Consider the following 18,750-nt stretch of genomic DNA (forward strand, 5'->3'; position numbering starts at 1 on the left):
CGATCTTTATCTGGGAATGGTGGGTGCCGCGAGCCCGCCACGGGCAGCGGCAAAGTGTCCACGCTTGCCATGATCGGGGCACACTCTGTCCACGGCATGCCCGCACCGACCTGTCAATCAGCACGGTGGGTGGATTAGCGCTGCGAGTGGCCCTACGCGTCGAGTTCGTGCACCAGGAGCGCGACGTACAGCGACAGCACCGACTCCGGGTCCTCCAGCGACACCCCGAGCACCTGCGCGATCCGCGACAGCTGCTGGTAGTAGGCCGTACGTGACAGGTGCGCCGCAGCGGCCGCCGCCGACTTGTTCCCGCCCTGCTCGCAGTAGCAGCGCAGCAGCTCCACCAGCCGGCTGCGCTGGTGGGCGTCCCGCGCCAGCAGCGGGCCCAACTCCCGGTCGGCGAACGCCTGGACCCGCTCGTCCTCCCGCAACAGGTGCAACAGGCCGCGCAGGCGCACGTTGTCCAGTCTGTGGTAGAGCTGCGCACCGGGGGTGCGGAGGGCCGCCCCCGCGACGTGGGCGGCCTCGCCGAGGCTGCGGCGCACCTCGGCGGCGTGCGACACGGTGGTGCCGACCGCCACCAGCACCGGGCCGGCTGTCGAGCGGTGTACCTCCTCGGCCAGCCGACGGAGGACCGCGTCGACCCTGGCGTGGGCGGGCAGCGACAACAGCGCCCGTACGCTCGTGTCGTCCACGACGCCCACCAGGGCGGGCACCGACACCCGCCGTGCGGCCGACGCGGTCACCTCGGCGAGGTCGCGCAGCACCTCCTGAGTGGCCAGCGCAGGCGCGCGTGGCGTCATGTGCCCGGGCCGGATCGCCACCCCGACGAGCTGCCGCCGTTCGAGGCCGACGCCCAGCGCGGCCGCCCGGGCGGCCAGATCCGGCGGCGGTACCGCCTGACCGAGCAGTTGCGCGAGCAACATCCGGTGCGTCTGCCGTTCCAGACTCTCCCGATCACGTGCCACGAGCCGATGCACCGCCAGCGCCGACGCGGCCCGCTCCGCGACCACCATGTGCCGGTGCGGCGGAGGGTCCGGCGAGAGCAGCACCAGGCGTCCCCAGTCGGCGCCCTGCGCGCCGACCACCGTGACCAACCAGCCGGCCTCCTCGTCGTAGGCCGTTCGCTCGGGCACGGCCACGGACCGGGACCGCTGACTCCAGTCCGCGAGCAGCTCGGTGGGATCCTGCCCAGCCGCGTCGTACGCGAGCACCTCGTGCCCCAGCGTCTCCAGCACGACGGGCAGCCCGGAGATCCTGGCCACCTCGCGCAGCACCTCGGCCGGCTCGGCCCCGGCCACGGTGAGCGAGGTGAACGTCTCGTGCACCTGCTCGGCGGCCCGCAGCTCGGCGAGCTGGGCGTCGACGATCAGCGCCACCACCGCCTCGGTGACGGACACGAACCGCGTCTCTTCCGCGAGCGTGATCAGGGGGAGTCGGTGCCGGTCGGCCGCTGTCACGAGCGCCTCGGGTACGTGATCGTTCCACCGGCGGACCAACTCGATGACCAGTCCCGCCGCGTGGACCGCGGCCAGGTCGTCCACGTAGCCCGTGAGCGCCGCCGGCTCCTCCGGCAGCGCGATGCCGGTGGTCAGTACCAGTTCCCCACCGCGGAGCAGGTGCGCGATGTCGGCGACCTCCGCCACGTGGACCCAGCGGACCCGGCCCTGCATCCCGGCCGACCCGGCCACCACCCGTGGCCTCGCGCGCCGGATCACCGGCAGCGCGACGGCTTCTGCGACGGAGGGATACATCGCGACCTCCCTACTACGGGGATTGCACACAACGTAATGGCAGCGGCCGCAGAGCGGTACAGGTTGCACATAGCGGTTGGACAACGAATGCCGCCACACTCGGCCTACCGGCGGAGATACGGAGGACGCGATGGCGCACCGCGAGCTGCTGACCAGACACCGGTCCGTGATGCCGAAGTGGCTGGCGCTGTACTACGAACAGCCGATCGAGTTCGCCAGCGCGTCCGGTCGCCGGGTGACCGACCGGGAGGGACGCACCTACCTCGACTTCTTCGCCGGCATCCTGACCAACGCGATCGGCTACGACGTGGCCGAGATCAGCGACGCGGTCCGGTCGCAGATCGACACCGGCGTGCTGCACTCCTCCACGCTCTACCTGATCCAGTCGCAGGTCGAGCTCGCGGAGAAGATCGCGGAGCTCTCCGGGATCCCGGACGCCAAGGTGTTCTTCACCAACTCGGGCACCGAGGCGAACGAGACCGCGCTGATGCTCGCCACCCAGCACCGGCGCAGCGAGCAGGTGCTCGCCCTGCGCAACTCCTACCACGGCCGCGCGTTCGCCACCGTCGGCATCACCGGCATCCGCGGCTGGTCGGCCAGCGCGCTCAGCCCCGTCAAGGTGAGCTGGGTGCACGGCGGCTACCGCTACCGCAGCCCCTTCCGGGACCTGTCCGACGCGGACTACATCCGCGCCTGCGTCGCCGACCTGCGCGAGATCATCGAGACGACGACCGCGGGTGACGTCGCGTGCATGATCGTCGAACCGATCCAGGGCGTCGGCGGCTTCGCCACCCCACCGGACGGGCTGTTCGGCGAGTTCAAGAAGGTGCTCGACGAGTACGGGATCCTCCTCGTCTCCGACGAGGTGCAGACCGGCTGGGGCCGCACCGGCGAGCACTTCTGGGGCATCCAGGCGCACGGCGTCGTACCGGACGCGATCACCTTCGCCAAAGGCCTGGGCAACGGCCTGGCGATCGGCGGAGTCATCGCCCGGGCGGACCTCATGGACTGCCTCGGCGCCAACTCGATCTCCACCTTCGGCGGCAACCCGCTCGCCACCACAGGCGCTCTGGCCTCGCTCAACTATCTCCTGGAACACGACCTCCAGGCCAACGCCGCAGACCTGGGTGCCCGGCTGCTCGACGGCCTCCGTGCGGTCGCGCAGGCGCATCCCGTGGTCGGCGACGTCCGCGGCAAGGGCCTGATGATCGCGCTGGAACTCGTCGGACCCGACGGCGCGCCCCACCCGGCGGCCGCCGCCGCACTGCTGGAGGAATCTCGGGAACGTGGACTGCTCGTCGGCAAGGGCGGCCTGTACGGCAACGTCATCCGCCTGGCACCACCGATGACGCTGACCCGGGCCGAGGCGGACGAGGCGCTTGAGATCCTCACCCAGTCGATCGAGTCCGTGGCCAAGGAGGTGCAGCAGCGATGAGGACCACCCATTGGATCGGCGGCAAGCCGTGGAACGGCGTCGCCGAACGCGCCGGCGACATCTACGACCCCGCCACCGGACAGATCGCAGGGCACGTCGACTTCGCGACCGCCGCGGTCGTCGACCAGGCCGTCGCCGCCGCCGGCGAGGCCTTCACCCGCTGGCGTACGGCATCCCTCGCCCAGCGGTCGAACGTGATGTTCGCCTTCCGGGAACTGCTGAACGCCCGCCGGCCGGAACTGGCTGAGATCATCACCGCCGAGCACGGCAAGGTGCTGTCCGACGCCGCGGGGGAGATCCAACGCGGGCTGGAGAACGTGGAGTTCGCCTGCGGCATCCCGCAGATGCTCAAGGGCGGGTTCAGCGAAAACGCCTCCACCCAGGTCGACGTGTACTCCATCCGGCAGCCGCTCGGCGTGGTCGGCGTGATCACCCCGTTCAACTTCCCCGCCATGGTGCCGCTGTGGTTCGCGCCGAACGCGATCGCGTGCGGCAACAGCGTGGTCCTCAAGCCGAGCGAGAAGGACCCGTCCGCGGCGAACTTCCTCGCCGAACTGTTCGCCGAGGCCGGGCTGCCGGACGGAGTGTTCAACGTCGTGCACGGTGACAAGGAGGCAGTCGACCGTATTCTCGAACACCCGGCGGTGAAGGCGATCTCCTTCGTCGGCTCCACCCCGATCGCCCGCTACGTCTACGAGACCGGCACCCGCAACGGCAAGCGCGTGCAGGCGCTCGGCGGCGCGAAGAACCACATGGTCGTACTGCCCGACGCCGACCTCGACCTCGCCGCCGACGCCGCCGTCTCGGCCGGCTTCGGCTCGGCCGGCGAACGCTGCATGGCCATCTCCGTCGTCGTGGCCGTCGACCCGGTCGGCGACGCGCTGGTCGGCAAGATCAGCGAGCGGATCGCCGCGCTCCAGGTCGGCGACGGCCGTCGGCCGGGCTGCGAGATGGGACCGCTGGTCACCGGCGCCCACCGCGACCGGGTGGTGTCGTACCTGGACGCTGGACGGGCCGCGGGGGCAGAGCTGGTGGTCGACGGGCGAAGCCACCCGATCGACGGTGAGCGTGCTGGCTTTTGGCTCGGGCCGACCCTCTTCGATCACGTCGACACCGACATGTCCATCTACACCGACGAGATCTTCGGACCGGTGCTCTCGGTGCTGCGCGTGCCCAGCTACGACGACGCCGTCGAGGTGGTCAACACCAACCGCTACGGCAACGGCACCGCCATCTTCACCAACGACGGCGGCGCAGCCCGGCGCTACCAGAACGAGATCGAGATCGGCATGGTCGGCGTGAACGTCCCGATCCCGGTCCCGGTTTCGTACTACTCCTTCGGTGGGTGGAAGGACTCCCTGTTCGGTGACGCGCACGCGTACGGGCCGGAAGGAGTGAACTTCTTCGTCAGATCCAAGGTGGTCACCAGCCGGTGGCTCGACCCCTCCCACGGTGGAGTGAACCTCGGCTTCCCGCAGAACAGCTGAGCACCAGAGCCTGAGCCGCACGACACAGGTGGCAGGCGTCTCGGCGGCGGCCATTACCGGTTCGGCCGTTGCTCTCGCACCCGGCCCAGTCCTCGACGATCACTTGTCGACCTGCGGGACCTCGTCGCTCCCGGGCACCCGCCGGACCTCGATCTTCGACCCGGGGGCCGCCGGGACCCGCTTGGCCCACTCGACCGCCTCCTGCTTCGAGGCGACGTCGAGCAGGAAGAAGCCCCCGAACAGTTCCTTGGTCTCGCCGTACGGCCCGTCCGTGACCACCGGCGCCTCGCCGCTGAAATCGACCACGACGCCCCGGCCCGGATCGTCGAGCCCTTCGGCCGCGAGGAGAACACCGGCCTTGACCATCTCCTCGATGAACCGGCGGGTCGTGGCCATCATCTCGTCGATGTCGGCCATCATGGCCGCGTTCGACTCGTCGGTGCCCCGCATGATAAGCAGGTACTTCGCCATCGCGTTCTCCTCATCCGGCGCGGCCGCCCTCGGCCCTCGCACCCACCCGCCGAACGAGCGGCCCACGGATCGACACCGCAACGGAGAAACCTCACCGCGACGCCGCCGATCCCTCCGACCCGCGTCTCGCCCGCCAGAGCGGCGCTCCCTGAGCGGTGGCTGACGCGAACGCCCTGCTGATCAGAAAGCTTAACGTCGCAGCTTTGGCAGGCGGCGACGCTACCGGGCTGAAGAGAGGGGGCGCCGATCTTCAGCGGCGTTTCGCCCGCGGCGCACTCTCGTGCCGCCGATCGCTTGTGCCGCCGATCGTGCGCGCCGACAACCTGCGAGGCGTCTGGGCCTGGTACGGCAAGTGCGGACGCGCTGGCGAGACGTCGGCCGAGCCGGCGGGGCTGCTGGCCGCCGAAGCTGCAGCTTCGGCGACCGGGGTCTAGCTCGGGCCGCGGCCGACGCACGGTCAACCCAAGAGGTGAGAGCAGAACAAGGTCGCTCCCCGTGGCCGTGCGCGTTACGGCGCGCGTGTCGTGGCGCGAACGAGCGCAGTCCGGGATAGCCTTGGCGTATATGGCTACCTATCGCAGCGCCTCAGTACTTCTCTCCTCGGACGGCACCAGGACCCCCGGCACCGCCGCGCTCTTCGCCGAGCCCGCTCGCAGGGGCGGGACTCGGCCGTGGGCAGGCGACTTCCGACCCGCCAACAGCGCCGGCAATGGCCCCAAGAACGCGGTCGGGAAGACCTTTACGTTGGAGCTGCCCGACGGCAGTAGCGGCAAGGTCGTGGTCCAGAGCCTCAAGAGCGGGAAGGGAGGCGTCGTGCTGGCGTTGATGGGTGAGGACGCACCCCCCTTCTGATCGGGAGACCGATCGCCGCTGACGCCAGCGGCTGGAGACGGCCGGTCTGCCGAACGTAAGCGGCTCCAGCTTCGGTGAACTCATGTGCCGCCGACCGCGCGTGGCAGGACAACCGGAGTGCGGGCGTCGACCGGACTCGTGTTGACTTTGGCGGTGGATCGTCAACGGCTCAGCAGCATCGCGCACTCACACCACCCGATCGCGGCCCCGATCTTCGGTGTCAACCTCAACCGGCTTCTGCGCCGGGCGGGCCGCCAACCGGCGGCTCGTGTCCTCGACCTCGGCTGCGGAGCGGGATCCTGGGCGCTGCAGGCCCTCGCTCACTACCCGGACGGGCACGCGGACGGCGTAGACGTCGACCCGTACGTCCTCGAACGCGCCGCCGGCGCCGCCGAGGCGCGTGGCCTCGCCGACCGGCTCACACTGCACGAGCGCGACGCCCGGACGTACGTGCCTGACGGCGACTACGACCTGGTGCTGTGCGTCGGATCGACACACGCGGTCGGCGGATTCGGCGAGACGCTGGAGCTGGCCGGTCGGCATGTGAATGCCGACGGCATCCTCATGGTCGGTGAGGGATTCTGGCAAGTCCCGCCGACTCCGGAGGCACTCGAAGCGCTCAATGCGAAGCCGGAGGAATTCACCGACCTCGCCGGCCTGGTCGACGCTGCCGAGCAGGCCGGCTGGACGCCGGTGTACGCCCACGTCAGCGACGCCGCCGAGTGGGACGACTACGAATGGTCGTGGATCGGCTCGCTCACCGAGTGGGCCCTGGAGAATCCCGGCCATCCCGATGCCGCCGAGGCCCTCACCGTCGCCCGGGAGCACCGCGATCAGTGGTTGCGCGGGTACCGCAACGTTCTGGGCTTCGTGACGCTGGTGCTACGCCGCACCTGATCGTGGTGCGGCTTCACTCTCATGCCGCCGATCGGCGCGGCCCCGGTGCCGCGCCTTGTCGGCAGGGCCGTTACCCCGAGCCGTCGGCGGGAATCCCGACCACCCCTGACGGAGGATCCTGTGCCGATCCTGCCCATCCCCGGGAGTCAGGCTTGCGCCGCCAGTCGGCCGGCCGCCGACAACCGCCGGATCACGGTTCCGTGCGGAACAGCGTGACTGGTGTGACCACCCACGCCAGTGGTGGTGGCGGCAGCGAAGAGCGAGTTGAGTAGCGCCTCCTCAACCGCGTCCATGACGGCGGCGAAGACCGGGTTGATCTCCCCGTCGGGGATGGGTGACTGGTCCGGTTGCGCTGTGCTGAACGCAATCGCGTAGTCGCCGCTGGCGTTGCTGTAGGACGCTCCGACCCGGCCCATCGCGAAGACCGCCCGTCGGGCGAGCCGTCCGAGCTGTCGGGCGTCCAGGGGCGCGTCGGTGGCCACCACGATCATGCAGGAATTGCCGGGTGGTTCGGTTCGGTCGGCGTCCGGGATCAGCTCGTCGACCGGCAGCGGGACCCCGAGAGCGGTGAGGACTCCACCGAAGTTGGACTGGACGAGGGCGCCGACCGTGGCCGGGCAATCGGCCACCGGTACCGTCCTGGATGAGGTGCCGATGCCTGCCTTGAAGCCCAGGGCCGTGGTGCCGGTGCCGGCCCCGACGCAGCCTTCCGCCGGCGGTTCGCCGGACGCACCCGTGATGGCGGCGAGCACGTGTTCCTCGGTGATCGGGCGACGGCGGATGTCCGAAAGATGCCCGTCGTTGGTTTCTCCCACCAGGGGGTTGAACGACAGCTCGCCCGGCCGGCGGTCCATCAAGTACCCCAGCAGCGCGTCCGCAGCCCGGAACACAGACAGCGTGCCGGTCAGGACGATCGGTGACTCCAGCACGCCGAATTCGTCCACCTGAGTCGAGCCCACGAGTTTCCCGTGGCCGTTCCCGCAGTACACGGCGGCCGGCAGCGTCCACCGTCCGGGGCCGAGTTGGCTCGGTACGACTGCGGTGACACCGGTGTGCAGGTCGGCGCCGTCGTCGATGGTGGTGTGCCCGACCAGGACCCCCGCGACATCGGTGATCGCGTTGTGCCGACCGGTGGACAGCGGCCCTACGACGACCCCGAGGTCGCGGGCACGACAGCGAAGCTCGTTCATGGTGCTCCTCTCGTCGTTGTTGCAGTCCGGTTGGCGCGTCTGGTCTGTCGAGCTGCCTCCTGGTGCGGGTGCACCCACGGTCCGAGAGCTGCCGGCGACGACGACCAGGGCGTAAGGAAGGTCCGGCGGTGCAGGTCGGCCCAGCGACGCATGGTCAGGACCAGGGCGGTTCGCCCAGGAGGTCACGGCACGCCGTCATCAGCTGCTGTTGAGCCTGGGTGATGCGGGCCTCGGCCGGCGTCATGTCAGCCTTGCCGTGACTGCTCACATCGAGGTCGCCAGCCTCCTTCACGGCCAAGACCAACTCCTGGCCGGCCGCGCTGACAGCGGGGTCCGTCGAACGGACGGCCCGGGAGGCGACGCTGCCGTTCAGGATCCAGCCATGGTCATCTTTCTCCAGCCGTTGCGCCAGCAAAACACAACCACCGCGGCTGTACTGGTCGGGGCTGGGCCGGCTCGCCTCCGGCTTGTCGTCGCTGCAAGCACCGACAAGGAGGGTGGCGCCCAGCAGGTACGCGGCGAGGGATCGATTCACCGGCGGATCGTATACCGGTGATCATGGGACCCCGCATCAACTCGGCATGCCGATGTCGCGTTCTAGCACCAGCGGTCCCTCGTCCTGCACCGGCAGACCGGCGACCGACGCCGTGCAGGCCCTGACATCGTGCAGATCACGTCGGGCGCCCTCTGCCGTGACAGTGCTGCCCATCACGCGGTCCGGGGACCTGTCGGCCTTGACGTTTCGCGGCCCGGCCTACTCGCGAGCAACGATGGACAGCCGGAGGCCGGTCTCTGTTTCCTCGATGAGCACGCGTTCTCCGTGAGAGTGGTCTGGCAGCATCGCGTCGTACAGTTCTTCGTTGCTGATCTCTACAGTGCCACCGGCCCGGCAGATGAGGACGTTGAGTACGGCGCGCAGGTTGACGTCGCTGAGGTACCGCATGGGGGTTGTCTCCGTAGGTCCTGCTGCTCGGTTCGACATTACGGCAGTTCCGTCCCGGCGACCGGGACGACGTCGGGTCGTGAGGAACTGGCCGACGCGGCGGGGGGCTGCTCCAAGCGTAGCTGGATGAGTAGCTGCGGAGTATGGACCATGTTGCGGGCGGTGGCGGCGCGCGCCATCGCCGCCTCGGCCAGGTCGACCGGGGTATCCGGCGGGACGACCAGCAGGTCGACCCGATCCTCGTTGAGACAGATGGCGGTCAGCAGGCTGGCGGGCTGACTGGTGAAGTAGCCCAACCGCAGCACCCTGCCGCCGACGGTCAGGCGGCGTGGATTGCCGTCCCAGATCTCGGTGTTGAAAAGCAGCCGGACGATCGGCCCGTGCAGCAGGTCGATGGCGAGCACGAGGCCGGGCAGCTCCGCGAGCGGATCAGTCGAGCGGGGCCACCAGCCGCCGTCGAGCAGCGTGCGCGTGGACCGGGTCGGTTCGATCCGCAGGCGCGGCGTCGATGGCGGCGATGGGGGAGCGAGGGCGTTGGTCGATGGCGTCATGTTGGATCCTTATCGCCGTGACCGGACCATGGCGACGATCGCGAGCGCCGTGGCGCGGACGCCGATCCGGATCGCGCCGGCGCGGGTCAACGGCACCCAGATCGGTGGGAGGGGGAGTGCTTCCCCATGCTCCGACGGCGGGAGGTCGGTCGGGCCGCTGCGGATCGGGTGCGTTCGGGTACGAACATGCCATCCCCTCGGGCGGAGCCGGCGTGGCGGGCACCTCAGGAGTGGGATGTCGTCGATTCCGGGATGACCCCAGCGTACGCCTGTCCGGGACGGTCAGATCGGTGACGCCGCAAGAGGGGCCGGGGCTTACCCCGAACGGTCCGCGGGCGGCGGCCCCCGACGACGCGCAGCCGCGCGAGATGGCCGAGTTCGCCAGGCCCGAACACCGAGGTGAGTCGGCCAGGCGTTGTCCAAAGGTGCCGTGATCGTGCCGGTGCTGGTCAGCGGGGTTCGGTGGTGATGTGGGGTCGTGTCGGCCGCTGGCCACCTCGACCGGCGTAGAGCGGCAGGAGGAACACCCCGAGTTGGACCGCGATGAGCCAGGCCGACGACAGGCCTTCGTAGTGGACGGAGGCGTCCCGATTGATTACATTGATGTACGGTTATCAATTAACAAAGTTTCCTGATGCGGTCGCAGCGATGGCCGTGCTGTTTCACACGGCGCGGGTCGCCGACCGGAGGACGCGCCGCCCGTCCCCAGCCGAGGAGAGCCAATGCTTCGCAAGCGGACCGTCGCCCTCCTCTCAGCGGCTCTGCTGATGTCCGCCGCGGCGCTGGGCTACGGCATGGCGTCGGCCAGCGCCGCGACGGCCGGACCGATCAACGGCCTCGGCGGGAAGTGCGTCGACGTGGCCGGTGCCAACCCGGCCAACGGCACGCCGGTCCAGCTCTGGGACTGCAACGGCACGGCGGCCCAGGCATGGACGGTCGGCGACGCCGACGGCTCGGTCCGCGCCCTCGGCAAGTGCCTGGATGTCACCGCCGCGTCGAGCGCCGACGGCGCGAAGGTGCAGCTGTACGACTGCAACGGCACCGGCGCGCAGAAGTGGGCCGCCAGCAACGGCGCGCTGGTCAACACCGGCTCCGGCAGGTGCCTCGACGCCACCGGCGGGAGCACGGCCAACGGCACCCGCCTGCAGATCTGGACCTGCTCCGGCAGCGCCAACCAGCGGTGGGCCCTGCCCGGCGGCGGCACCACGCCGGGCCCGTCGGCCCCGGCCGGCACACCACTGGACGACCCGGCGAAGAAGGACGTCGCCATGCAGATCGTCTCGGCGGCGGAGAACTCCTCGCTCGACTGGCGCGCGCAGTTCTCCTACATCGAGGACATCGGTGACGGGCGGGGCTACACCGCCGGCATCATCGGCTTCTGCTCCGGCACCGGCGACATGCTCGAACTGGTGGAGGCCTACACCAGGACCAAGCCGGGCAACGTGTTGGCGGGATACCTGCCGGCCCTGCGCGCCGTCAACGGCAGTGACTCACACGCCGGCCTCGACCCGAACTTCCCCCGCGACTGGCGGACCGCCGCCGCCGACCCGGTGTTCCGGGCCGCCCAGGAGGCCGAGCGGGACCGCGTCTACTTCAACCCGTCGGTACGCGACGGCAAGACTGACGGAGTGCGGGCGCTGGGCCAGTTCGCCTACTACGACGCGGCGGTGATGCACGGCTACGAAGGCATGCGGGCGATCCGCAGCCGGGCCCTCGCCCGGGCGAAGCCGCCGGCGCAGGGCGGCGACGAGCGAACGTGGCTGCACGCCTTCCTCGACGAGCGGGTCGCCGAGATGCGGAAAGAGCAGGCCCACTCGGACACCTCCCGCGTCGACACCGCTCAGCGGGTCTTCCTCAACAACGGCAACTTCCACCTGAACACGCCGCTGGTCTTCGCCGTCTACGGCGACCAGTACCGCATCGGCTGACCCCCGCCCGGCGGCAGGCCTTGGGGGGCCCGGCGACGCGCGCGGCTGCCGCCCCGACGGCGACCTGCTGATCCGCTTCGCCGAGGCGTGCCGGACGACGTGGGAGGGGCTGGCGATCCAGGCTCTTCGCCGTCCTCGTGCCCGTCGCCTTCGGCGTGCTGCTCGTCTACATGCTGCTCGGCCGGCTCACCGACCTGGTGTCGGTCGACGACGGTGCCGGCGCGCCGCTGGTCGGTGGGCTGGCAGCACTGCTGCTCCTCGCCGTCGCGCTCACTGCCGCAGCACGCGCGCCGCAGCGTCGCGGTCGGTCACCATCAGGAGTCGGACGTTTGCCCGGGGGCCGCGTGGGGACACGGCGTCGATATCGGCACCGACCGGCGGGAACCAGGAGACCTCAAGACAGGGGTCTACCGGGGGCCTCGCACCGTCGGCGGTCAAGGAACGAGCGGCACAGGTGGGGGGAGCGATGAGCGACGGGACCGGTCAACCGCGCCGGGACAGGCGAACAGCCGGCCCGAGCGAACGGCTGGCGGAGGACGTGGCCGACGTCGTCCGCGAGGAGGTCCGGGCCATCCGCGGCCAGGTGACCGAGGCCGCCCGCCCGGCCGGGCTGGGCGTCGCCCTGCTGGCCGCCGCGGGCGGCTGTCTGGTGCTCGGCGCGGGGGCGGCGTCGACCACCGTGCTGCGCATGCTGGAGGCGTTCCTGCCCCGCCGGCTGGCCGTCGCCGGCCTCACCGCGGGCTATCTGGTCACGGCCGTGATGCTCGGCCGGGCGGGGCTGGCCCAGTTGCGCGTGGCGGGTGGCCCGTCGGCCCGGCTCGCCGACGAGGTGCGGGACGTGGTTTCCGCGACCGCCGGGCGGGTGGTGCCGGCGGGCGCCGACGCCGCTCGCGACGAGTTGGGCCGGTAGCCGTCAGCAGGATCGGGAGGACGTCATGCCGGACAAGCACAAGCAGGCCGAGGAGATGCGTGACGACGTGCCCTCGACGATCGCCCGCTCGGACGACAAGGCGGTCCGCACGTACGAGAAGACACTGGAGTCGGCCGAGGAGAGCTACGGCGACGGGGAGCGGGCCCACCGTACGGCGTACGCGTCGTTGAAGCACACCCACGAGAAGGTCGGCGACCATTGGGAGCCCAAGGAGCACAAAGGCCCCTCGGACCCGCAGGCGGCACAGGGCACCCCGGCCTCCCGGGACCGGGATCGCCCCACCGCCCAGGGGGTGGACGCCAACGCGAGCAAGGGGCACCTGGACGACGTGGCGCGGAAGGTCGGCATCGACGAGCCGCAGAAGCTGGACAAGGACGACCTGGTCGAGGCCATCGAAAAGGCCAATGCACGAGCCACCGCCCGTGCCCGCCGACGATGAGCCGTCGATCCCTGTGGTGGGGACGGCGGGCGATGTCGTCGGCAGGGTGGTCGATCCCGGAGACGGACTCGGCAAGCTCCGTCCGCCGTCACCCCTCGCGCCGTTGTCCTCCTGACCGCCGGGCTGGTCCTCGGCTGCCTGTCGGCCCGGTTCCGGCTCCGCGGCTGAGGCTGGTCACGAGCCGAGCAGCCGTCGGATCTCTGCGGCGGCCGGGTGCCCCGGGGCCACGGACAGGAACCTTCGCAGGGTGGCCGGGGCCTCCGGGGGCCGGGTGGTCCGCTGCGCCAGGCCCAGCACCAGCAAAGCGTCAGGGGAGTCGGGGGACCGGCCGAGCAGCTCTCGCGCGGTCCGCTCCGCGCCGGCGGCGTCCGCAGCTCGTAGCAGCGCGAACGCCAGGCGCAGCCGGACGGCGTCCTCGGGGCGCTCGTTCAGCGCCTCCCGGTACATCTGCGCGGCGGCGTCGTACCGCTGCTGGCCTTCCAGGTCCTGCGCGAGTCGGACGGCGACCGCCGCCGCGTCGGCGGGTGGCTGCTGCGGCGCCGTCGGTGCCAGCCGGTCGGCGGCCACGGCGACTGTCGCCACCAGGGCGACCAACCCTCCGGCGGCGAGCCACCAGATCAGTCCCACCGGCCGGTCGCGGGACGGCGGGAGCCTGGCATGCCGGAGGTCGCCGTCGGGGCGCCGTGAACGCAACGTGCGCCGGGCCGCGGTGACGCCGCCCAGCAGCGCCACCGCGGGTACGGCCCACACCAGCAGCGCCGGGCCCCGCAGGGGCGGCTGCGCCAGCACCTCCTGGCCGTACCGGTCGACGAACCAGCGGCGGATCTGTTGCGGGCTGCGGCCCTGCGCCTCCTGCTCGGCGATCACCTGGCGCATCGACGCGGCGATCGGAGAGCGGGACTCGGCCACCGACTCGCCCTGACAAGCCGGGCAGCGCAGGCCGGCGGCCACCGCCTGGACCGGGTCGGTCCGGTTGCCGGGGGCGGCCGAGCGGACCACCCCGGCGACTGCCAGCGCCAGCAGCACACCGAGGCCGAGCGAGACGAGCAGCCGCCGCCGGGTCACGCCGTCTCCAGCAGGTGGGCGAGTTGCTCCTGCAGCCACTGCGCGGTGACCACGCCCGGCTGGTGCGCGACGATCCGCCCGTCGCGGCCCACCACGAATGTCTCGGGCACGCCGCGCACACCCCATTCGACGGCCCGGGTGCCGTCCGGGTCGGGCAGCACGGTGAGGTCGTCGGCGTGCGCCTCCTGGAGCAGGGCCCGGACCGCCTCCGGACCGTCCCGCAGGTTCAGCCCGACCACCCGTAGTCCCTGGGGCGACCAGCGGCGGGCGGTCTCGACCAGAAGCGGCAGCTCGTCACGGCAGGGTCCGCACCACGAGGCGAAGACGTTGACCAGCACGACGTGCCCGCGAGCCGCCGCCAGGTCGAACCGTTCCCCGGTGAGAGTGGCGCCGGCCAGCGCGGGCGCGGGCGTCACCGGCCGCTGGCCGGCCCTGCCGGGATCGGAGCGGTGGTGGGTCGCGAGTGCCACGCCCAGGATGGCGGTGAGCATCAGCAGGATGGTCGGGGTGAGTCGGGTCCGCCGCCACCAGCCCGGTCCGGTTCCGGCGCTCATTCCGGCACTCCGGCTGCCACCGGCTGCCGCCGCGGGTGCGGCGGCCGCCGGCGGCGTGCGCGGGCCGTGCCGGCCAGGGCGAGCAGGCCACCGGCGGCGGTGAGGGCGCCGCCGGCCCAGATGACTCCCACGAGGGGGTTCACGGCCAGGCGTACGGTTGCGCTTCCGCCGTCGGCCGGGACGGCGATGAGGGTGAGGTAGACGTCGCGCCGCAGGTCGTCGTGGATCGCCGGCACGGTGACGGCGGTGTCCCGAGCCGGGTCGTACCGCAGCGCCGGGCCGGCTGTGCGGGTGGCGCCGCCCGACGACACCGCCAACCGGGCCCGCACGGTCATCCGGCCGCCGGGTGTGCCGCGCTGCACCGACAGCAGCCGGGCGGACACGTCGGCCACCCGCAGCGTCTCGCCGACGCGCAGGGTCCGTTCGTCGGCGCGCCCGTACGTCGAGGAGCCGGCCACGCCCACCGAGACCAGGGCGAGACCGGCGTGTGCCAGCACGCCGGCCCAGGCCCGGCCGGGCCTGGGCCGGCTCGTGGCGACCTGGACGACCAGGCCGGAGAGGACGAAGGCGGCCGCGCCGAATGCGGTGAGCGCCCCCAGCCCGGGGCGGCTGAGCAGGCCGACCGCGGCAACGGTGGCCAACGCCGCGGCGCCCGGTAGGGCCAGGCGGCGCAGCGCACCGACCCGGTCCCGCACGCGCAGCGCGGGAGCGACCCCGGCCAGCAGCAGCAGCACCACGGCCAGCGGCACGGCGGTTCGCTGGTAGTAGCCGGCGTCGACGCTGGCCCGGCTGCCGGTGAGCGGTTCGGTGAGCAGCGGTAGCACGGTGCCGATCAGCACCGCGGCGGCGACAGTGACCAGCAGGACGGCGTTGGTCAGCACGGCGCTGTGCCGTGACCACAGCGGGGCGGCGCCGCGTGCCGGGGCCGGTTGGCGGCGGCCGGTGAGGACGGTGGCGGCCAGGACGGCCAGTAGGACGAAGCCGAGCAGGAGTGGCCCGAGCGGCGAGTCGGTGAAGGCGTGGACGCTGGCCACGGAGCCGGAGCGGGTGAGGAAGGTGCCGAGCAGCACCAGCAGGAAGCCGGCGCAGCCCAGCACGCTGTTCCAGCGCTCCCGCCCGCGCCCCCCGCCCAGGCTGGTGTGCAGGAAGGCGGTGGTGGTCAGCCAGGGCAGCAGGGAGGCGTTCTCCACCGGGTCCCAGGCCCAGTAGCCGCCCCAGCCGAGGACCGCGTAGGACCACCAGGCGCCCAGGACGATTCCGGCGGTGAGCGCGGACCAGGCCACCAAGGCCCAGGGCCGGGCCACCTGGTTCCAGTGTTGCCCTGACCGTCCGGCCAGCGGGGCGGCCAACGCCAGCGCGAACGGCACGACCATGCCGAGGTAGCCGGCGTACAGCAGCGGCGGGTGCACACCCATCGCCGGGTGCTGTTGCAGGAGCGGGTTCGGGCCTGGGCCGTCGAGCGGCACCGGGTCCACGGCGCGGAAGGGATTGGCGGCGAAAACGGACAGGGCGAAGAAGAAGGTGGTGGCGACGCTGACCACGACCATCGCGTAGGCGCGCAGCCGGTCCGGCCGCCGAGGCCGGGCGAGCAGGGCGCCGTACGCGCCGAGCACCAGCAGCCAGAGCAGCAGGGATCCGTCCATGGCGGACCAGAGGCTGGTGACCGTGTAGTAGACGGGGACGTGGCGGCCGCCGTTCTCGGCCACGAATCGCACGCTGAAGTCGTGGCGAAGCAGGGCGCCCTCGAGGACGGCGCAGGACCCGGCCGCGGTGAGCAGCGCGCCGATGGAGGCCAGTCGGGCCGGGCGGGCCGGGGCGTCGAGCAGGGCCACCCGCAGCCAGAGCAGTGCGGCGAGTGGGGCGGTGAGCAGGCCGGCGGCGAGGGCGGCGGTGCCGAGGTCACCGAGCATCGGACCGCTCCGGGGCGGCGGGGGAGGACGGTCGGTACTCGTTGCCGTGACGCACCAGTACCTGGTCGGCGTGGAACACCCCGTCGGTGCCCAGGCGACCCTCGACGACCGCGTCCTCGCCCTCGCGGAAGGTCTCCGCTGGTACGCCACGCTGCCGTACGGTCACCTGGTGTCCCGTGTCGGCCAGCTGGAACACCAGGAGGTCACCGTCGCGGCGCAGCGAGCCGGGAACGACCTCGCCGCCAAGGCGGACGCGTCCCCGGCTGGCATCGGGGTCGGTGAGCACCTCGCTCGGAGTGCGGTAGTAGGTGAGAGTGTCGCGAAGGGCGCCGGCCACGAGCAGGCCACCGGCGGCGAGCAGCACCGCGACCAGCGCGAGGCGTCCGGGCCGCCGGATCATCTCACCTGCGCCGGCGTGCGTCGGACGGTACGGGTGTGCGGTGTCGGTGGCTCGTTCGGGCCGCCGAGCCGGCGCTCGAGCCGGCGCATCCGGTGTCCCAGCACGAGGAGTGCCGCAGCGCTCGCCGCCGCCACGGCCAGCAGCAGTGCCAGCGCCATCCGCGGGTCGATCGGTGGCCGCTCGGGGGCGAGGATGGTGGCTGGCTGGTGCAGTGACCGCCACCAGATCACGGAGAAGTGGACCACCGGGACGAGCAGGAAGCCGCCGATCCCGGCGGCCGCCGCCGGGCCGGCCACCCGCCGGTCGCCGCCGTCAGGTCCGCCCGTCCGTTCGGCGAGCATCCGGCGGAGGACCAGATAGCCGGCGTACGCCAGCAGCAGGAGTGCGGTGCTGACCAGTCGCGGGTCCCAGGCCCACCAGGTGCCCCACACCAGATGTCCCCACAGGGCGCCGGTGCCGATGGCCATGGCGGTGAGCGCGACGCCGATCTCGGCCGCGGCGCGGGCGAGGCGATCCCAGCGCAGGTCCCCGCCGATCAGGTAGGCCGTGCTCGCGGCGAGCACGGCGGCGAATGCCAGGTACGCCACCCACGCCGCGGGCACGTGCAGGTACATCAGCCGCTGTGCCTGCCCCTGCCGCGCGTCGGCCGGTGCCAGCAGTCCGCCGGCGAGCCCGGCTGCCAGAGCGAGGCCACCGGCGGTCCACGCCGTTGTCCGGCGCGCCGCGGCTCCCCGCGGGGTGTCGGCGGTCAGGTCCACGGTGGTGGTTCGCATGATCTTCCTGTCCCGCGCCGTCGGCGCTTGCCTGCTGTTTCCTGCGTGCCGACCTTAACGGGGTGAAAGGGACCGTTCGCCTAATTCGTGCAATAGGCCACATACCCCATGTAAATGACTATGGTCGGTGCCGGTGGACACGAGACGCGGCGCGACGACGCGGTCCGGGTGGGAGCGCCGACAGGGGCTCCTCCTCCCGGTCGTGATGTTGGTTGGGGAGCTGGCCCTGGCCGGCTGCTCCGGCGGAGCCCCATCCGCGCTGGACCCGGCGGGATCCGGCGCGGGCCGCGTCGCGAACCTGTGGTGGCTGCTGTTCTGGATCTCCATGGCGGTCTTCGCCGAGGTCATGGTGGTGCTGGCTTGGGCGCTGCTGTTCCGCCGCCGGCGTTCGGCCCGGGTCCGGCACGGACAGCCGCTGCGCTTCGTGACGGTGGCCGGCGCGGGACTTCCGTTGGTGATCCTGGTGTCGGTGTACGCCGTCGGCTTGCGCGACCTCGCCGCACTCGGCGACGACCCGGGGCCCCGTGCCCCGACCATCGACGTCACCGGCCACAAGTGGTGGTGGGAGGTACGCGTCCAGGGCGCCGACGGCGCCACCGCCAACGAGCTGCACATCCCGGTGGGGGAGAGGGTGCGGATCCGGCTGCGGACCGCGGATGTGCTGCACAGCTTCTGGGTGCCGCAGCTGATGCCCAAAACCGACCTGATCGCCGGAGAGGTCCGTGAGACCTGGCTGCACGCCGAGCGGGCGGGCAGCTACCGGGGCCAGTGCGCGGAGTACTGCGGGACCCAGCACGCCCACATGGCGTTCCTCGTGGTTGCCGAACCCCGGCGGGACTTCGACGCCTGGGTGGCCCGCCTCGCCGCGCCGGCCCCCGCCCCGCAGACCGACGCCCAGCGGCGTGGCCAGGTGGCGTTCGTGCAGGGCAGTTGCGCCGGCTGCCACGCCATTCGGGGGACCGGCGCGAACGGCCGGATCGGTCCGGACCTGTCCGACGTCGGCTCGCGCTGGAGCATCGGGGCCGGGGCGGTGCCGAACGACGGTGGCCACCTCGGCGGGTGGATCGCGAACTCGCAGACGGTGAAGCCGGGCAACTTGATGCCACCGCAGCCCGTTGACGCCGGCCAGTTGCCGGACCTCATCGCGTACCTGCAGTCGCTGAAGTGAGC

The 18,750-nt window shown here is 71.9% G+C and carries 19 protein-coding genes; 8 read left to right on the forward strand and 11 right to left on the reverse strand.

All coding sequences use genetic code 11. The features are described 5' to 3' along the window. Nucleotides 1–152 precede the first annotated feature (152 nt). A complete protein-coding gene (locus ACFYPD_RS05650) occupies nt 153–1,754 on the reverse strand; it encodes a PucR family transcriptional regulator (protein WP_387109386.1) in 1,602 nt (533 codons plus the stop codon). 130 nt (nt 1,755–1,884) lie between these two features. Between ACFYPD_RS05650 and ACFYPD_RS05655 the strand changes: the two genes are divergently transcribed. Further along, entirely contained in the window at nt 1,885–3,189 is a 1,305-nt protein-coding gene (locus tag ACFYPD_RS05655; protein ID WP_387109389.1) for an aspartate aminotransferase family protein, read from the forward strand. Continuing rightward, on the forward strand, nt 3,186–4,676 hold the full coding sequence (locus ACFYPD_RS05660; RefSeq protein ID WP_387109391.1) for a CoA-acylating methylmalonate-semialdehyde dehydrogenase: 1,491 nt from the start codon (nt 3,186–3,188) through the stop codon (nt 4,674–4,676). The genes ACFYPD_RS05655 and ACFYPD_RS05660 overlap by 4 nt, the downstream gene beginning before the upstream one ends. Before the next feature lie 99 nt (nt 4,677–4,775). On the opposite strand, the gene ACFYPD_RS05665 is transcribed toward ACFYPD_RS05660, so the two are convergent. Next, entirely contained in the window at nt 4,776–5,147 is a 372-nt protein-coding gene (locus ACFYPD_RS05665; protein WP_387109394.1) for a YciI family protein, read from the reverse strand. A gap of 564 nt (nt 5,148–5,711) precedes the next feature. Here ACFYPD_RS05665 and ACFYPD_RS05670 point away from each other — a divergent pair. Then, entirely contained in the window at nt 5,712–5,999 is a 288-nt protein-coding gene (locus ACFYPD_RS05670; RefSeq protein ID WP_387109397.1) for a hypothetical protein, read from the forward strand. A gap of 84 nt (nt 6,000–6,083) precedes the next feature. Further along, nucleotides 6,084–6,896 (forward strand): SAM-dependent methyltransferase, encoded by an 813-nt coding sequence (locus ACFYPD_RS05675; protein WP_387109399.1) that lies wholly within the window; start codon nt 6,084–6,086, stop codon nt 6,894–6,896. A 146-nt stretch (nt 6,897–7,042) separates the two neighbouring features. Here the strand turns inward: ACFYPD_RS05675 and ACFYPD_RS05680 are convergent, their stop codons facing one another. The 4 genes from ACFYPD_RS05680 to ACFYPD_RS05695 form a co-directional block, all read right to left on the reverse strand. Then, nucleotides 7,043–8,164 carry a P1 family peptidase gene (locus tag ACFYPD_RS05680; protein WP_387109400.1) on the reverse strand — a complete coding sequence of 374 codons (1,122 nt, stop codon included), beginning with the start codon at nt 8,162–8,164 and terminating at the stop codon, nt 7,043–7,045. A 76-nt stretch (nt 8,165–8,240) separates the two neighbouring features. Beyond that, nucleotides 8,241–8,621: a hypothetical protein gene (locus tag ACFYPD_RS05685; RefSeq protein ID WP_387109401.1), complete on the reverse strand. Its 381-nt coding sequence runs from the start codon at nt 8,619–8,621 to the stop codon at nt 8,241–8,243. A 219-nt stretch (nt 8,622–8,840) separates the two neighbouring features. Then, on the reverse strand, nt 8,841–9,029 hold the full coding sequence (locus tag ACFYPD_RS05690; RefSeq protein ID WP_387109403.1) for a hypothetical protein: 189 nt from the start codon (nt 9,027–9,029) through the stop codon (nt 8,841–8,843). 38 nt (nt 9,030–9,067) lie between these two features. Beyond that, nucleotides 9,068–9,580 carry a DUF5994 family protein gene (locus tag ACFYPD_RS05695; protein ID WP_387109405.1) on the reverse strand — a complete coding sequence of 171 codons (513 nt, stop codon included), beginning with the start codon at nt 9,578–9,580 and terminating at the stop codon, nt 9,068–9,070. 722 nt (nt 9,581–10,302) lie between these two features. Here ACFYPD_RS05695 and ACFYPD_RS05700 point away from each other — a divergent pair. The 3 genes from ACFYPD_RS05700 (at nt 10,303) to ACFYPD_RS05710 (ending at nt 12,878) form a co-directional block, all read left to right on the forward strand. Beyond that, nucleotides 10,303–11,508 (forward strand): chitosanase, encoded by a 1,206-nt coding sequence (locus ACFYPD_RS05700; RefSeq protein ID WP_387109406.1) that lies wholly within the window; start codon nt 10,303–10,305, stop codon nt 11,506–11,508. Nucleotides 11,509–11,974: 466 nt separating this feature from the next. Continuing rightward, a complete protein-coding gene (locus ACFYPD_RS05705) occupies nt 11,975–12,418 on the forward strand; it encodes a phage holin family protein (protein ID WP_387109409.1) in 444 nt (147 codons plus the stop codon). A gap of 25 nt (nt 12,419–12,443) precedes the next feature. After that, nucleotides 12,444–12,878 (forward strand): ChaB family protein, encoded by a 435-nt coding sequence (locus tag ACFYPD_RS05710; protein WP_387109411.1) that lies wholly within the window; start codon nt 12,444–12,446, stop codon nt 12,876–12,878. Nucleotides 12,879–13,052: 174 nt separating this feature from the next. On the opposite strand, the gene ACFYPD_RS05715 is transcribed toward ACFYPD_RS05710, so the two are convergent. Genes ACFYPD_RS05715 through ccsA form a run of 5 tightly spaced genes read right to left on the reverse strand, consistent with a single transcriptional unit; the run spans nt 13,053 to nt 17,580 of the window. Continuing rightward, nucleotides 13,053–13,943 carry a cytochrome c-type biogenesis protein CcmH gene (locus ACFYPD_RS05715; RefSeq protein ID WP_387109414.1) on the reverse strand — a complete coding sequence of 297 codons (891 nt, stop codon included), beginning with the start codon at nt 13,941–13,943 and terminating at the stop codon, nt 13,053–13,055. Beyond that, nucleotides 13,940–14,497, reverse strand: a complete 558-nt coding sequence (locus tag ACFYPD_RS05720; protein ID WP_387109416.1) for a redoxin domain-containing protein — start codon at nt 14,495–14,497, stop codon at nt 13,940–13,942. The genes ACFYPD_RS05715 and ACFYPD_RS05720 overlap by 4 nt, the downstream gene beginning before the upstream one ends. After that, complete coding sequence (locus ACFYPD_RS05725) at nt 14,494–16,407, reverse strand: heme lyase CcmF/NrfE family subunit (protein ID WP_387109418.1); 1,914 nt, start codon at nt 16,405–16,407, stop codon at nt 14,494–14,496. The genes ACFYPD_RS05720 and ACFYPD_RS05725 overlap by 4 nt, the downstream gene beginning before the upstream one ends. Further along, nucleotides 16,397–16,807, reverse strand: a complete 411-nt coding sequence (locus ACFYPD_RS05730; RefSeq protein ID WP_387109420.1) for a cytochrome c maturation protein CcmE — start codon at nt 16,805–16,807, stop codon at nt 16,397–16,399. Before ACFYPD_RS05730 ends, ACFYPD_RS05725 begins: the two co-directional genes overlap by 11 nt. Further along, nucleotides 16,804–17,580 (reverse strand): cytochrome c biogenesis protein CcsA, encoded by a 777-nt coding sequence (gene ccsA, locus ACFYPD_RS05735; RefSeq protein ID WP_387109422.1) that lies wholly within the window; start codon nt 17,578–17,580, stop codon nt 16,804–16,806. Before ccsA ends, ACFYPD_RS05730 begins: the two co-directional genes overlap by 4 nt. Before the next feature lie 205 nt (nt 17,581–17,785). Here ccsA and ACFYPD_RS05740 point away from each other — a divergent pair, with 205 nt between their 5' ends. Further along, the gene (locus tag ACFYPD_RS05740) at nt 17,786–18,748 is read left to right on the forward strand and encodes a c-type cytochrome (RefSeq protein WP_387110581.1); all 963 of its coding nucleotides are present in this window, start codon (nt 17,786–17,788) and stop codon (nt 18,746–18,748) included. Nucleotides 18,749–18,750: the final 2 nt, after the last annotated feature.

It is taken from the genome of Micromonospora sp. NPDC005299 (assembly GCF_042872345.1).
Taxonomy (GTDB): Bacteria; Actinomycetota; Actinomycetes; order Mycobacteriales; family Micromonosporaceae; genus Micromonospora.